Source organism: Kitasatospora sp. NPDC091335 (assembly GCF_044757205.1).
In the GTDB taxonomy this organism is placed as follows: Bacteria; Actinomycetota; Actinomycetes; order Streptomycetales; family Streptomycetaceae; genus Kitasatospora.
Genome location: NZ_JBIVUM010000001.1, coordinates 886,432 through 900,996, shown reverse-complemented (window position 1 = coordinate 900,996; position 14,565 = coordinate 886,432). Strand labels below are relative to the sequence as shown.

Annotated in this window: 15 protein-coding genes; 7 read left to right on the top strand and 8 right to left on the bottom strand. The window is 73.3% G+C overall.

Features of this window, described 5'->3' with window-relative positions; translation table 11 throughout:
- Window positions 1-546 precede the first annotated feature (546 nt).
- The 4 genes from ACIQOW_RS04235 (at window position 547) to ACIQOW_RS04220 (ending at window position 4,963) form a co-directional block, all read left to right on the top strand.
- Window positions 547-1,758 (top strand): trypsin-like serine peptidase, encoded by a 1,212-nt coding sequence (locus tag ACIQOW_RS04235; protein WP_401079567.1) that lies wholly within the window; start codon window positions 547-549, stop codon window positions 1,756-1,758.
- Between the two features lie 94 nt (window positions 1,759-1,852).
- Window positions 1,853-3,490 (top strand): ABC-F family ATP-binding cassette domain-containing protein, encoded by a 1,638-nt coding sequence (locus ACIQOW_RS04230; protein ID WP_401079565.1) that lies wholly within the window; start codon window positions 1,853-1,855, stop codon window positions 3,488-3,490.
- Window positions 3,491-3,594: 104 nt separating this feature from the next.
- On the top strand, window positions 3,595-4,278 hold the full coding sequence (locus ACIQOW_RS04225) for a nitroreductase family protein (RefSeq protein WP_401079563.1): 684 nt from the start codon (window positions 3,595-3,597) through the stop codon (window positions 4,276-4,278).
- A gap of 82 nt (window positions 4,279-4,360) precedes the next feature.
- On the top strand, window positions 4,361-4,963 hold the full coding sequence (locus ACIQOW_RS04220; RefSeq protein WP_188297815.1) for a GNAT family N-acetyltransferase: 603 nt from the start codon (window positions 4,361-4,363) through the stop codon (window positions 4,961-4,963).
- Window positions 4,964-5,010: 47 nt separating this feature from the next.
- Here the strand turns inward: ACIQOW_RS04220 and ACIQOW_RS04215 are convergent, their stop codons facing one another.
- Window positions 5,011-5,964 (bottom strand): aldo/keto reductase, encoded by a 954-nt coding sequence (locus tag ACIQOW_RS04215; protein WP_401079560.1) that lies wholly within the window; start codon window positions 5,962-5,964, stop codon window positions 5,011-5,013.
- A gap of 581 nt (window positions 5,965-6,545) precedes the next feature.
- On the opposite strand from ACIQOW_RS04215, the gene ACIQOW_RS04210 reads away from it, so the two are divergent.
- Together ACIQOW_RS04210 and ACIQOW_RS04205 are read left to right on the top strand one after the other, a co-directional pair.
- Window positions 6,546-8,057: a carbohydrate binding domain-containing protein gene (locus ACIQOW_RS04210; RefSeq protein WP_401079558.1), complete on the top strand. Its 1,512-nt coding sequence runs from the start codon at window positions 6,546-6,548 to the stop codon at window positions 8,055-8,057.
- Between the two features lie 152 nt (window positions 8,058-8,209).
- On the top strand, window positions 8,210-9,613 hold the full coding sequence (locus ACIQOW_RS04205) for an SDR family oxidoreductase (protein WP_401079556.1): 1,404 nt from the start codon (window positions 8,210-8,212) through the stop codon (window positions 9,611-9,613).
- A gap of 74 nt (window positions 9,614-9,687) precedes the next feature.
- On the opposite strand, the gene ACIQOW_RS04200 is transcribed toward ACIQOW_RS04205, so the two are convergent.
- Genes ACIQOW_RS04200 through ACIQOW_RS04190 form a run of 3 tightly spaced genes read right to left on the bottom strand, consistent with a single transcriptional unit; the run spans window position 9,688 to window position 11,007 of the window.
- Window positions 9,688-10,116 carry a hypothetical protein gene (locus ACIQOW_RS04200; RefSeq protein WP_401079554.1) on the bottom strand — a complete coding sequence of 143 codons (429 nt, stop codon included), beginning with the start codon at window positions 10,114-10,116 and terminating at the stop codon, window positions 9,688-9,690.
- Complete coding sequence (locus ACIQOW_RS04195) at window positions 10,098-10,403, bottom strand: hypothetical protein (RefSeq protein WP_401079552.1); 306 nt, start codon at window positions 10,401-10,403, stop codon at window positions 10,098-10,100. Before ACIQOW_RS04195 ends, ACIQOW_RS04200 begins: the two co-directional genes overlap by 19 nt.
- Window positions 10,404-10,425: 22 nt before the next feature.
- Window positions 10,426-11,007 (bottom strand): TetR/AcrR family transcriptional regulator, encoded by a 582-nt coding sequence (locus tag ACIQOW_RS04190; protein WP_401079550.1) that lies wholly within the window; start codon window positions 11,005-11,007, stop codon window positions 10,426-10,428.
- A gap of 130 nt (window positions 11,008-11,137) precedes the next feature.
- On the opposite strand from ACIQOW_RS04190, the gene ACIQOW_RS04185 reads away from it, so the two are divergent.
- Window positions 11,138-12,157, top strand: a complete 1,020-nt coding sequence (locus ACIQOW_RS04185; protein WP_401079548.1) for a hypothetical protein — start codon at window positions 11,138-11,140, stop codon at window positions 12,155-12,157.
- Between the two features lie 66 nt (window positions 12,158-12,223).
- Here the strand turns inward: ACIQOW_RS04185 and ACIQOW_RS04180 are convergent, their stop codons facing one another.
- The 4 genes from ACIQOW_RS04180 to ACIQOW_RS04165 form a co-directional block, all read right to left on the bottom strand.
- The gene (locus ACIQOW_RS04180; RefSeq protein WP_401079546.1) at window positions 12,224-12,751 is read right to left on the bottom strand and encodes a hypothetical protein; all 528 of its coding nucleotides are present in this window, start codon (window positions 12,749-12,751) and stop codon (window positions 12,224-12,226) included.
- Window positions 12,752-12,919: 168 nt separating this feature from the next.
- Window positions 12,920-13,123, bottom strand: coding sequence for a hypothetical protein (locus ACIQOW_RS04175; protein WP_188297806.1), 204 nt, complete (start codon window positions 13,121-13,123; stop codon window positions 12,920-12,922).
- A gap of 302 nt (window positions 13,124-13,425) precedes the next feature.
- The gene (locus tag ACIQOW_RS04170) at window positions 13,426-13,761 is read right to left on the bottom strand and encodes a hypothetical protein (RefSeq protein ID WP_401079543.1); all 336 of its coding nucleotides are present in this window, start codon (window positions 13,759-13,761) and stop codon (window positions 13,426-13,428) included.
- Window positions 13,762-14,001: 240 nt separating this feature from the next.
- On the bottom strand, window positions 14,002-14,538 hold the full coding sequence (locus tag ACIQOW_RS04165; RefSeq protein ID WP_401079541.1) for an ATP-binding protein: 537 nt from the start codon (window positions 14,536-14,538) through the stop codon (window positions 14,002-14,004).
- Window positions 14,539-14,565: the final 27 nt, after the last annotated feature.

Here is a 14,565-nt window from a genome sequence, read left to right as displayed (position 1 = left end):
TGGTTGCCGAAGGGATGATGAGCAACACGGGGAGACACCGCGGGTGCGGAACCGGGCACGGCCGGAGGGGAACGAAGGGGTGGCGTCACGCAGAGGAGTGCCACGGGCCGTGACTGAGGTCGCACACTCGCGCACCGCGCGACGGCAGCAGGGCCTGCGCGGCGGGGGCGGTGTCCCGGGACCTCAGTAGAGCAACGGCCTTCTCCTTGTCTGGCTGATGACCCGGACCACGCTAGGCGCCCCGGTCCGCGCGGGCAAGCGGTTTTGCCGGCCGCCCGGCCGCCCGGCCGAGCAGGTCGAGCCGGTCACGGCAGTCACACCGGTCACGGCAGTCACACCGGCCGCGACGGACGCCCCCGGAACCCCCGCAACGGAGGCCGGGTGCCGATCCCGTGCCGATCCGGTGACGGCCCCGCCCCCGTCAGGGCCGGGTGTAAGGAGTTCCTTATCCGCATGGCAGACTCCTCACCTGCCATGCCTGCGGCCGAGTGGGGCCGCACCCGGGGACGGGCCGCATGGCGGTAGTCAACAGGGGGATTTGAACTCATGTCACCGATATCCCGGCCGGGCCGTGCCGTCCTGGGCGCCTCCGTCGCCGCGCTGACCATGCTGGTCGCGACCGCGTGCGGCCCCGACAACGCCGACCCCGCGATCACCGCGGCTCCCACCGTCGAGGCCAGCGCCTCCGGCAAGCCGGGCGCGGCTCCGATCAAGCTTCCGACGCTCGAAGAGCTGAAGACCTGGAAGCTGGAGGACTGGGACAAGTGGGCCCAGGCGAACGTGATCACCCCGGCGGTCAAGGGCTACTGGACGCTCCAGAAGCTGCTGGAGGCCAAGCCGAAGCCGCTGCCGCAGCCCGCGCCGGACGCGACCCAGCCGCCCGCCCAGCCCACCGGCGCCGCGCCGACGACCGGCACCCCGGCCACCACGCAGCCCACCGCCGCCCAGCCGGCCGGTCCCGACCAGCTGCCCGCCATGGTCCCGGCCAAGCCCGTGGCGCACCCGTTCCCGAAGAACACGCACGTCAACGGCAAGATCTTCTTCAAGGACGGCAACGAGGACTACGTGTGCTCCGGCACCGTCGTCTCCGACCCGGCCAACCCGGGCAAGAGCAACCTGGTGTGGACGGCCAGCCACTGCCTGCACGGCGGCAAGGGCAACAAGTACTACACCGACATCACCTTCGCCCCGGCCTTCAACAGCAACGGCGTGCTGAGCAACGGCAACCGGCAGGCCAAGCTGGAGGACGCCGAGCCGTACGGCGAGTGGACCGCCACCGCCGGCATGGTCTCGCCGCAGTGGGCCGCCGAGGCCGACCCGGAGAAGGGCGGCCCGTGGAGCCAGTACGACTTCGGCATCATCAAGGTCACCAACCCGAGCCCGGGCGGCAAGTCGCTGGAGGAGACCGTCGGCGGCTCCGTCCCGCTCTGGTTCAACGCCCCGCGTGACCAGGTCGGTGCGGTCAGCAACTACGGCTTCCCCGAGGGCAAGCCCTTCGACGGCGTCGAGCTGGAGCACTGCGACGGCGGCAAGCCGTCCAGGAAGACCGGCGACCCGAGCCGCCCGGCGATGCTGCTGATCGGCTGCAACATGACCGGCGGCAGCAGCGGCGGCGGCTGGTTCGCGACCAAGGACGGCAAGCCGGCCCTGGTCAGCGACACGTCCATCGGCAACGGCGCGAACACCTACGAGGCCGGTCCGTACCTGGAGGACGTGGCCCAGCACATGTTCGAGTACTTCTCGAAGAAGGCCAAGTGACCCGCTGAGCGGTGATCCCGGGGGCCGCGGCCGCGACGGCCGCGGCCCCCGCTTTTTCCGTCGTCCGGCCCGCTCCTCCTACAATCGACCCATCATGAGCGCGACACTCGTAGTCAAGGACCTCAGCGCCGGCCACGGCGAACGCACCCTCTTCTCCGGCCTGGATCTGGTGGTCGCCCCCGGCGACGTGATCGGCCTGGTCGGTGTGAACGGCGCCGGCAAGTCGACCCTGCTGCGGCTGCTGGCCGGCCTGGACACCCCCGAGGGCGGCTCGCTGCGGCTGAGCCCGGCGAGCGCCAACGTCGGCCACCTGCCGCAGGAGCCGGAGCGCCGCGAGGGCGAGTCGGTGCGCGACTTCCTGGCCCGCCGGACCGGCGTGACGGCCGCGCAGGCCGCCCTGGACGAGGCCACCGAGGGTCTGGTCGAGGGCCGGGCCGGGGCCGACGACGCGTACGCCACCGGCCTGGAGCGCTGGCTGGACCTCGGCGGCGCCGACCTGGAGGAGCGCGCCGAGGAGGTCGCCGACTCGCTCGGGCTGAAGGTCTCGCTCGACCTGCCGATGACCGCGCTGTCCGGCGGCCAGGCCGCCCGGGCCGGCCTCGCCTCGCTGCTGCTCTCCCGCTACGACGTCTTCCTGCTGGACGAGCCGACCAACGACCTCGACCTGGACGGCCTGGAGCGGCTGGAGTCCTTCGTCAAGGGCCTGCGCACGGGCACCGTGCTGATCAGCCACGACCGCGAGTTCCTGGCCCGCACCGTGACCAAGGTGCTGGAGCTGGACCTGCACCAGCAGCAGGTCAACCTGTACGGCGGCGGCTACGAGGCGTACCTGGAGGAGCGGGCGGTGGCCCGCCGGCACGCCCGCGAGGAGTACGACGACTACGCCGACACCAAGGCCGGGCTGGAGGCCCGCGCCCGGATGCAGCGCGGCTGGATGGAGAACGGCGTGCGCAACGCCCGCCGCAAGTCCTCCGACAACGACAAGAACGCGCGCGCGACGCGTGCCGAGTCCACCGAGAAGCAGGCCGCCAAGGCCCGGCAGACCCAGCGGATGATCGAGCGGCTGGACGTGGTCGAGGAGCCGCGCAAGGAGTGGGAGCTGCGGATGGAGATCGCCACCGCGCCGCGCTCCGGCTCGGTGGTCGCGACCCTGCGCGGGGCGAGCGTGCGGCGCGGCGACTTCGCCTTCGGCCCGGTGGACCTCCAGATCGACTGGGCCGACCGGGTCGCCATCACCGGTGCCAACGGCGCGGGCAAGTCCACGCTGCTGGCCGCCCTGCTCGGCCGGCTCGAACTCGACGGCGGCAGCGCCTCGCTGGGCTCCGGCGTGGTGGTCGGCGAGGTGGACCAGGCGCGCGGTCTGTTCCTCGGCGGGGAGCCGCTGTCGGACGCCTTCGCGGCCGCCGTGCCGGAGCTCTCGCCGGAGGAGGTGCGCACCCTGCTGGCCAAGTTCGGCCTCAAGGCGGTGCACGTCATGCGCCCGGCCGGCACCCTCTCCCCCGGCGAGCGCACCCGGGCCGCGCTGGCGCTGTTGCAGGCCCGCGGGGTCAACCTGCTGGTGCTGGACGAGCCCACCAACCACCTGGACCTGCCCGCGATCGAGCAGCTGGAGTCCGCGCTCGGCTCGTACACCGGCACCCTGCTGCTGGTCACCCACGACCGGCGGATGCTGGACACGGTGGCGGTGAACCGGCGCCTGGAGGTCGGGGACGGGCGGGTGCGCGAGCTGTAGGGCGGCGCCCCGCGGTTCCCCGCCGGCTCCCTGTCAGTCACGGCTCCTTCGGGATTGGTCTCTACCTCTTCCCGGAGGAGCCGTCATGTGCTGTGCTGTCCGCCATGGTTGACAGCACAGACAGCGCCGTGGCGGGGACGTCCCACCCGACCGTCCCGCTCACCCCCATGACGGTGCCCGCCCACGAGGCCGAGGCCCGCAGCAGGTCCTTCCACGACGTGATGGCCCAGCGCCGGACCGTCCGCGACTACTCCACCCGCCCGCTCCCGGAGGGAGTGGTCGAGTGGGCGGTCCGCACCGCGAACACCGCGCCCAGCGGCGCGCACGTCCAGCCCTGGCGGTTCGTGGTGATCACCGACCCGGAGCGCAAGCGGCGGCTGCGCGAGGCGGCCGAGACCGAGGAGCGCGAGTTCTACCGCCACCGCGCCTCGGCGGAGTGGCTGGCCGCGCTCGCCCCGATCGGCACCGACTGGCGCAAACCGTTCCTGGAGGACGCGCCGGCCGTGATCGTGGTGTTCGAGGTGCACAAGGGCCCCGGCTCGCCGCGCCCCTACTACACCAAGGAGTCGGTGGGGATCGCGGTCGGGCTGCTGCTGGCCACACTGCACCAGGCCGGACTGGCCACGCTGACCCACACCCCGAGCCCGATGAAGTTCCTCAACGAGGTGTGCGACCGCCCGGCGGAGGAGCGCGCGGCGTACGTGATCCCGGTCGGCTACCCGGCCGAGGGGGCGCGCGTGCCGGACCTGCGGCGCAAGGAGCTCGACGAGGTGATGGTCCGGCTCTGACGCGCCGGGCCGTGGCCGGGCGCGCCCGCCATCGGAGGGTATCCGATGGTGACAGGTCCCGGCCAAGGACATAATCGCCGCCATGAGCCGAGCACAGCCACGGTCCCGTGGCCCCTCCCCGCCGACGGCCGAGGTGACCGCCGGGCGGCCGCCGGAACGCCTGCGGCTGCCCGGCGGCCTCTGGCTGCGGCGCCGCCGCAGCACCCACGCGGCGGCGGTGAACCGGGCCGTCCACGCCAACCTGGACCACCTTCGGCCCTGGATGGAGTGGGCGGCCGAGGCCCCCTCCCGGGCGCAGACCGCCGAGCTGACCCTGGCCGGCGCCGCCGCCTGGGAGGCCGGCACCGACTTCATGTACCTGGCCGGCCTGGACGCCGAGCCCGACGACGTGATCGGCGCCTTCGGCCTGCACGGGCGGATCGGCCCGGGCGCGCTGGAGATCGGCTACTGGGTCGCCGCCGGGCACGTCGGCCGCGGCATCGCCACCGCCGCGGCCGGGGCGCTCACCGAGGCCGCGCTGGCACTGCCCGGGATCACCCGGGTGGAGATCCGCTGCGACCGGGCGAACGGCGCCAGCGCCGCCGTCCCGCGCAAGCTCGGCTACCGGCTGGACCGGGTCGCCGAGGTCGCCGTCCGGGCGCCGGCCGAGACCGGACGGCAGCTGGTGTGGGTGATGGAGCGCTGACCCCGCCGGTACCGCCCGCCACCCATGAGGCCGGTCAGCAGCGCCGGTCAGTAGCGCCCGCCGGTCGCGGCCGGCAGCGCGTCCAGCTCGGCCAGGTCCGCCGCCGAGAGCTCGACGCCCGCCGCGCCCACGTTGTCCGCCAGGTAGCGCGGCGTCCTGGTGCCCGGGATCGGGAAGACGTACCGGCCCTGCGCCAGCACCCAGGCCAGCGCGACCTGCGCGGGGGTGGCGCCGGTCCGCTCGGCGACCGCCCCTACCCTCCCGACCAGCTCCAGGTTGGCCTTCAGCGCGTCCTGCTGGAAGCGCGGCAGCCGGCGCCGGAAGTCGTCCGCGGGCAGCTCGTCGAAGGACGTGATGCTGCCGGTCAGGAAGCCCCGGCCGAGCGGCGAGAACGGCAGGAAGGCGATCCCCTGCTCCTCGGTGTACGGCAGCACCCCGTCCAGCGCGTCCCTGGTCCACAGCGACAGCTCGGACTGCACCGAGGCCACCGGGTGCACGGCCTGGGCCCGCCGGATCTCCTCGACGGTCACCTCGGAGAGCCCGATGCTGCGGGCCTTGCCGGCCGCGACGACCTCGGCGAACGCGCCCCAGGTCTCCTCGATCGGGACCGCGGGGTCGACCCGGTGCAGCTGGTAGAGGTCGACGTGGTCGGTGCCCAGCCGGCGCAGGCTCTCGTCGATCGAGCGGCGCACGTGCTCGGGCCGGCCGTCGCGCTCCTGCACGCCCCCGCCGCCCGGGACGATGCCCACCTTGGTGGCCAGGAACGCGCGCTCCCGGTACGGGCCGGCCAGCGCGGCGCCGACGACCTCCTCGTTGGTGTACGGGCCGTACATGTCGGCGGTGTCGATCAGCCCGACGCCGAGGTCCAGCGCCTGCCGGATCACCCGCACCGAGTTCTCGTCGTCCCGGTGCCGCGGGTCGTAGGCCCAGGTCATGCCCATGCAGCCGAGACCGATGACGCCGAGCTCCGGGCCGCCGGTGCCGAACGGGGCGTTGCGCATGAGAGTGCTCCCATCGTGGTTCGCGTGGTGGTTCCGCGTGGTGGTTCCGCGTGGTGGTGCGTGATCGACGCCCTCAGCTTTCACCTTGGAGTGCACTCAAGGTCAAGCCCGTTCCGCCGTCCCGCCGCCACCCAAGGCGTTCATATGGTCATCCATCTCCCACAGGGGCGCGAGCGGGGCGCGCACTTCCGGTTTCACCACCGGGTCCGAAGCTCCGGGCGTCAACCCACGGCATTCGGCCCCGGCCCTTTCACCCGGCCATCACCGGCCATCACCGGTGATCACCCGTCAAACCGGCGCACGAGAGCCCGCCGACCGCCCCCCGCACCTCCGGGCGCCGCCGGTCCGGTCTTGGCAGGGCCCGCCTCGACGGCCGACGCTCTGGTCACGGGTCAACCGTTCCTAAAACCTGCCTCCGGTGACGCGTCCGGGCCCGGGAAGTGCTTGACGTGCACAGCTGGTCTAGTCCAGTTTGATGCTCAGCACCGCGCTCTCCCCCGCACCGGACCACCCCAGGCCGCCGCCCGCACCGTGTCCCCCCTCGCGGCGCGGGCGGCTACCACGTCCCGAGAGGCACCCCCATGCCCAGCGCGCCCCTGCCCGCCCCCACGCACCGCCGCCCGGCCCGCCGGACCACCCTGCTGAGCCTCGCCGCCGCCACCGCGCTCGCCGCCGGCGGCCTGGCCGTCCTCGCCGGGAACGCCGGCGCCGCCGACGGCAACCTGCTCGCCAACGGCGGTCTGGAGAGCGGCGGGCTCGGCCCCTGGAGCTGCTCCGCCGACACCGGCGACACGGTCGGCTCCGGCGCGCACAGCGGGACGTACGCGCTCAAGGGGGCGGTGAGCGCGAGCGACACCGCGCAGTGCGGCCAGACCGTCAGCGTCCGGCCCAACACCGCGTACACCCTCAGCGCCTGGGTGCAGGGCCGGTACGTCTACCTCGGCGCCACCGGCAGCGGCCTCACCGACCCGGCCACCTGGACCGCCGGCGGCCCCGGCTGGCAGCAGCTGTCGACCGGCTTCACCACCGGACCTGCCACCACCAGCGTCACCGTCTACCTGCACGGCTGGTACGGGCAGGGCGGCTACCTCGCCGACGACATCGCCCTGACCGGCCCCGGCGGCGACCCGAGCACCTCGCCGCCGAGTCCGACCCCGCCGAGCCCGACCGGCACCCCCACCGGCACCCCCACCGGCACCCCGGCGCCGAACGTCGCGCTCCCGGTGGCCCCGTACATCGACATGGGCGCCTGGCCCACCCCGTCGATGCCCGACCTGGCCAGGGCCGGCGGCCTCAGGGGCTACACGATGGGCTTCGTCACCGGTGTCGGCTGCAAGGCCAGCTGGTTCAACGCCTACGACCCGCGCACCGCCTGGGCCAAGGACCAGGTGGACGCGCTGCGCGCGGCCGGCGGCGACGTCAAGGTCTCCTTCGGCGGCGCCGCGGGCACCGAACTCGCCGCCGCCTGCACGACGGTGGACTCCCTGTTCGCCGAGTACGACGCCGTGGTGAAGGCCTACGGCCTGCGCTACGTCGACTTCGACATCGAGGGCGCGGCCATCGCCGACACCGCCGCCAACGACCGGCGCTCCGCCGCGCTCGCCAAGCTCCAGCAGGCCCACCCCGGCCTGCGGGTCTCCTTCACCCTGCCCGTCCTGCCCGAGGGCCTGACCGCCGAGGGCGTCGCCATCGTCAAGTCCGCCCGGGACGCCGGGGTGAACGTCGACCTGGTCAACGTCATGGCGATGGACTACTACCGGGCCGGAACCGACTACGGCAACGCCGCCGTGCAGGCCGCCCAGTCGCTGTTCGGCCAGCTCAAGGCGCTCTACCCGGCGAAGACCGACGCCCAGCTGTGGGCCATGGTCGGCGTCACCCCGATGATCGGCGAGAACGACGACCACCAGGTCTACAACCAGGCCGACGCCCAGCAGCTGGTGGCCTTCGCCCGGCAGAACCACATCGGGATGCTCTCCTTCTGGGACGCCACCCGGGACGCCAACGCCTGCACCGGGGGCTCGCTGTCCAAGTGCACCAACATCCCGCAGCAGCCGTACGAGTTCGCGAAGATCCTCGGCCAGTACGCGGGCTGAGCCCACGAGCCGCCGCCGACCACCGGCCACCCGCCACCCGCCACCCGCCACCCGCCACCCGCCACCCGCCACCCGCCAGCGGAAATTGGCATCTCATCGTCCCGGGCCGTCGATTACAGTCCCTCCCACCTGTACGGCACGAAGGGGCGGACATGACGGTCCGGGACGACCACGACCAGCTGATCACCATCCGTCCGACGGGCGACGCCGCGAGTGCCGGCGACGTCACCGCCGAGGAACTCGCCGCGTTCAGCCGCACCCTCGGCAGGCTGCGTGCCCTCCCCTCCCACGACCGCACCCGGCTGCACGCCGAACGGCAGCTCAGCTCCTTCGTCATGGAGAGCCGCAAGCGGCGCCGCCAGGAGGCCCGGCAGGCCGTGCGGCAGGCCGACGCCGACCTGCTCGCCGCCACCGCGACCGGCGGCCGGACCCGCCGCGAGGACACCCCGCTGGCCGCCGCGGACGGGCCGGTCGGCGAACTGCTCACACCGCGCAGGTGCTACGTCTGCAAGCGGGCCTACCGCCGGGTCGACGGCTTCTACCACATGCTCTGCCCCGACTGCGCGGCCGACAACACCGCCCGCCGCGCCCTCGGCACCGACCTGCGCGGGCGCCGGGCGCTGCTCACCGGCGGGCGGGTGAAGATCGGCTTCCAGCTCGCCCTGATGATGCTGCGCGACGGTGCCGAGCTGACCGTCACCAGCCGCTTCCCGCAGGACACCGTCCGCCGCTTCCGCGCCGCCGAGGGCAGCGGGCAGTGGTGGGAGCGGCTCACCGTCGTCGGCATCGACCTCCGCGACCCGCGCCAGGTCCTGGGCCTGACCGAGCAGTTGCGCGCCGACGGGCGCCCGCTCGACATCCTGGTCAACAACGCCGCCCAGACCCTGCGCCGTCCGCCCGAGTCGTACGCGCTGCTGGCCGCGGGCGAGCGGGACGCGCTGCCCGCCGCCGACCGCCGGGCGATCGGCCACGCCCCCGGGTTCCGTCCGGCCACCGGCCTCACCCAACTGCCGTCCGGCGCGGGATCATTGCTGAACCTCACCGACGAGGCCGGGCTGCTGCCCGACCTCGCCCCGGCCAACTCCTGGTCCGCGAAGCTCGGTTCGCTCGACCCGGCGGAGGTCCTGGAGACCCAGCTGGTCAACGCGCTGGCCCCGGCCCTGCTCTGCGACCGGCTGCTGCCGCTGCTGCTGGCCTCACCGCGCCCCGCCCGCTACGTCGTCAACGTCACGGCGGTGGAGGGCCGGTTCGCCGTCCGCAACAAGACCGCCCGGCACCCGCACACCAACATGGCGAAGGCCGCGCTCAACATGCTGACCCGCACCAGCGCCGCCGAACTCGCCGGCCAGGGCGTGCACATGTGCGCCGTCGACACCGGCTGGATCACCGACGAGAACCCGGCCCCGAAGAAGGCCCACATAGCCGCCCAGGGGTTCCGCACCCCGCTGGACATCGTGGACGGCGCGGCCCGGATCTACGACCCGATCGTCCGCGGCGAGGCCGGGGATCCGGTGTCGGGGGTGTTCCTCAAGGACTACCGGGTGGCGGAGTGGTGAGACCCCGCCCGGGCCGTCATGACCCGGCCGCCCTCGCGGCTCAGCCGTCGTCATGACCCGGCCGCCGTCACCGCTCAGGTGTCGTAGCAGCCGTCCCAGGGGGCGTTGAAGCCCAGGCAGTCCGGGTAGAGCTCGAAGTGGACGCTCGCCCCCTCGCCGTCCTCCTCGTCCACCTCGTCCGGCTCGTAGTCCTCGCGGACCAGGCCGTACAGCTCACCGTCGACGTGCACGGAGAACGGCGCGATCGCGATGTCCCCGTACTCCCGACCGGGCAGCGCGTCGAGCCACTCCGCCAGCAGCCGCTCGGCCTCCGCGAGGTCCTCGGTGGAGCGCACCCGCGCGTCGAGGTGGCGGCCGGCTGCGTCGAAGCGGTGCAGGATCGCGCGGTAGCGGCTGCCGAGGCGGACGATCGACGCGAAGAACTGGCCGCCCTGCCAGTGGCCGATGGTGTCGGTGCGGTAGCCCGGCTCGTGGCAGACCGGGATCAGATCGGGAACGTCCATGGCCGTACCGTACGGGCGGTCTGTGACAACGCACGGTTCAGCGGCCGTGTGACCGAGCCGTCCGCGCGCAGGTACGGCAGCGCCGCCTGGAGCACGCGCACCTGCGGCCAGAACTTGGCGTCGAAGCCGGTCGCGAGCTCGGCGAGGTCGAGCCCGGCGAACGGGCCGGCGCCGGCCGCGCCGCTGACCTGCGCGCCTTCGTCGGCACCACCTTCGAGACCGCCCAGCGCGACACCACCGCCTCCGCACTGCGCACCGTCGCCCGCGAGGCCGCCCGTGACCCGCACCTCGCCGAGCTGATGCGGAGCTTCACCGCCGGCCGCGTAGCAGGGGCAGGTACACCTCGTCCACGATCTCGACCAGGACGTCGTCCGGCGCGGTCGGCACCCCGCGCACCACGAACTCGTTGCGCAGCAGCACCACCGCCACCGTCGCCACCCGGGGGTGCAGCGCCTCGGGGGCGACCTCGCCGCGGGCGACCGCACGCCCCAGGACGGTGAGCCAGGGCGCGGCCGCGGCGTCGCCGGACTGGTCCTGCAACTGCGCCAGGAACTCCGTCGCGCCGCCGGCCGCGGCCAGCAGCTCGCGCAGCACGGCGCCCAGCGGGGAGCTCCAGTGCCGGTTCGCCTGGCGCAGCAGTTCCAGCGCGTCGCCGCGCAGTTCACCGGTGTCCGGGAGCGGGGCGGCCTTCGCCAGCTGCTTGTACGCGGCGATGCCGAGCGCCAGCCGGTTGGGCCAGCGGCGGTAGATGGCGTTCTTGTTGGTGCCCGCGCGGGCGGCGACCTTGTCCATGGTCAGCCCGGCGTACCCGGCCCCGGTGATCTCCTCGACCGCGGCCCGCAGGATCGCCTCCTCCAGCGCCGCCCCGCGCCGCCGCGTCTGCCCGGCCATGCCCTCGCTCCGCCCGCTCCGCCAGCCGATACCGCCCGTACCCGCCCCATCCTTCTTGCCAGACCGGAGCGTCGGCAACTACGGTACTCGCCGTACCGTAAATGTCCTCTCGCCGGAAAGGCAGAAGAACATGCGTGCCAAGGGAATCAGCTACGACACCGGATTCGTCAGGGACGGTGCGTACTCCCGGACCTGGTTCGACTCGGAAGCCGTCGAACGCGAACTGCGGATCATCAGGGACGACCTGCACTGCACCGCGGTCCGCATCATGGGCGGCGACCCGGAGCGGATCGAACTCGCCGCCGGGCACGCCGCCGGCCTCGGCCTGGAGGTCTGGTTCTCGCCCTACCCGCTGGAGCTCACCGCCGACGCGATGCTGGAGCTCTTCGCCGACTGCGCCGACCGCGCGGAGCGGCTGCGGCGGCGCGGCGCCGAGGTGGTGTTCGTCACCGGCGCCGAACTCAGCCTGATGAACCCGGGCTTCCTGCCCGGCTCCACCACGGCCGAACGCGTCGGGCTGCTCACCCGGCCCGAGCGGCTGCGCGAGCACCTCGGCGCCGTCAGCGGCCTGGTCAACGCCTTCCTCGACAAGGCGGTGGCCACCGTCCGCGCACGCTTCGGCGGCCGCGTCACGTACGCCGCCGTTCCGCTGGAGCGCGTGGACTGGGAGCCCTTCGACCTGGTCTCGCTGGACCTGTACCGCTCCGCCGCGACCGCCGACCGCTTCGCCGACGGCGTCCGCGACCTGACGGCCCAGGGCAAGCCGGTCGCCGTCACCGAGTTCGGCTCCGCCACCTTCCGCGGCGCCGGGGACCGCGGCGCGCACGGCCTGGACATCGTCGAGTACCACGACGGCCGCCCGGCCCGCCTGGACGGCGTCCACGAGCGGGACGAGGCCGGACAGGCCGGGTACGTAAGGGAGTTGCTGGAGGCCTTCGACGCCGGCGGCGTCGACGCCGCGTTCGTCTTCACCTTCGCCCTCTACGACCACGTCCACCGCCCCGACGCCGACCCCCGCGACGACCTCGACCTCGCGAGCTACGGCATCGTCAAGACCTACGAGGACCGCCTGGGCAGCACCCACCCCGGACTCCCCTGGGACCCGAAGGAGGCGTTCTTCACCCTCGCCGAGTACTACGCCACCCACTGAGCGCGCACCCGTGCCGCGCGGGAGCCGGCCTGACCGACTCCCCGCGCGCACCAGCGGGGAACGGACTCACCCGACGCCCGGGCGCCGGCGGCGGTGATAGGACCAGGCGAGGGCGATGGTGACCGGACCCCAGAACATCGCCGTCGCGGTGCAGATCCGCCCCAGCAGCATCCACCAGCCGTTGCTGTAGCCGACTTCCGCGAACACGCCCAGCCAGCCGAGGGGCATGCCGTCGAAGAGGGCCACCAGGACGAGGCCCCCGAGCACCGCCGGGACGACCGCCGCGAGCGGCGGCACCCGGCGCCCGCCCAGCACGGGCACCCAGCGCGGGAACACCTCGCCCCAGCCGCTGACCAGCCCCAGGGTCAGGACCGTCAGCGCCTCGGTGAGCACGCTCAGGCCGATCACGTACGGGGCAGCCCACCAGACGTACGCCCCGGCGGCCGGGTCGACGGTTCCCATCCGGAGGTCGAACGCGAACGGCAGCCGCCACAGACAGTGCGGCAGCAGGACGAACGGGAGGGCCTTGGCGAGGCGCAGGGCCCATCGGGGAACGGGGCGTTCGGTGTCGCCCACCGGGATGTTCATCAGCATGCGTCCACGGTCCCGGGTGCCGCTCCCGCCCCGCGTCCACCGAGCGGCCCCACCGGCTCCCCCGAGCGAGCCAACCACCCCTCATCACAAGGGAGGAGACGGTCCGTCAGTGGCGGCCAACCGTTCCGGTGTGCGGCCCCCGGTCGGCGCCGGGGGCCGCGGCGGCGGTCAGCCGCCCATGCAGGCCTTCCACTGCGTGCGGGCGAACGCCGGGCCGCCGACCACGTAGTTGACGTCCCAGTTCGCGGTGCACTGTGCCGTCCTCGACGGCGGTACGGGAAGGGCGCTCGCCTGGGTGCCGGCAGCGAGGACGAACACGGGGGCCAGCACGGCCGCGGCGGCCGCAGTGGCGGCCAGTCGGCGGATCTTCATGGGTGGGGATCTCTCCTTCGAGGCGGCCGGGCGCTCCGGCGCGGCCCCGCACGGAGGACGTGCGGGGCGCAGGAGCCCGGCCGGAACGGTCAACTCCTGGGCCAGATCCTGGCAGTGCCCGATGCCCCGGGGACATCCCCCGAATCTGGGATGCCCCCGGCCCCGGCCGGTGGGTGTCAGGGCCGGACCGGCTCCCCCGCGCGGACGGCCCGCAGGCCGCGCTCGACGGTCTCCCGGGCCCCGCCAGTGGGGGACAACGGTGACGCGGTCGCTCCGGAGGGTCTCCGGGCCCGCTCGTCGTCCTACGGCTGCTCGAACACCTCGATGTCCTCCAGGACGGAGATGGTCACCGCGACGTCGAGCGGCGAATCCCAGTCGACGTGGAGCAGGAACTCCACGCCACCGGCCTCCACTCCCGCCACCCCGTGCGGGCCGATGTTCGTCACGTAGACGTTCGCGGCGCCGAGCAGCGGACGCCCGAGGGTCTTGGGGCCACCGCCGAGTCCGCCGAACTGGGGGGTGAATTCAGCCGCGGTGACGATCACCGCGGAGTCGAGGTCGATCACACCGTCCCAGTTCCAGTTCTTTCGGATCGTCCCCTGCTGGCCTCGGTAAAGGATGCGAAGTGAGCGGGCCATCGGTGAACTCCTCTCGCGAATTCCCCTCGCGCTGCGGCACGCAGACCGTCGTCGCGTTCCACTTCAAGTCAAACATCGAACGATCCGCGCGGCATCTCGACTGCCTCCGAAACCAAGGTGCCGATGACCAACTGGGCGGCGATTTCAGGGAGTAACCGCCCAAGGCAGGAGGAGTGGGAAGTCGGTGGGGCCGGCTTCCCACTCCTGGTGGTTGATCGGGGCGTGGGGGTATGGCGGGGTTCAGGGGGTGTCGGGGGTGGTGGCCGGATCGGTGGTGGGGGCCGGGTCTGGGAGGTCGATCTCGGCCCATACGGTCTTGGCGTTGGGCTGGCGGGGGATGGTGCCCCAGCGGTGACAGAGGGCGTCGACGAGGGTGAGGCCGCGCCCGGTCTGGGCGTTGGGGGTGTGGACGAGGGGGAGGACGGGGAGTCTGTCACCCCTGGGGTCGCTGATCTCGATGCGGAGGGTGGTGCCCCGGCGCACGGTGGTGGTGAGGGAGAGGTGAATTTCGAACCCGCGCCCCGAAACGCGTCCGTGCGTGATCGCGTTGGCAGCCAGCTCTGCGATGACCAGCAGGGCGCAGTGGAAGTGCTCGGTGTGGGTGGAGTCCAGCCCCCAGTCGGTGAGTTGACGCCTCGCCAGGCGTCGGCAGATGGCCGCACCCTTGGGGGTGGCGTTGAGGAGGGCGCTGTGGGACTGGGGGTTGCCGAGGGGATTTCGGTCGTCATGGGAATCAGGCGTGGCGGCGTGGACGTACGCTGGCCAGGAACTCGACAAGCACGGAGAGTGCCTGTGCGGGTGCGG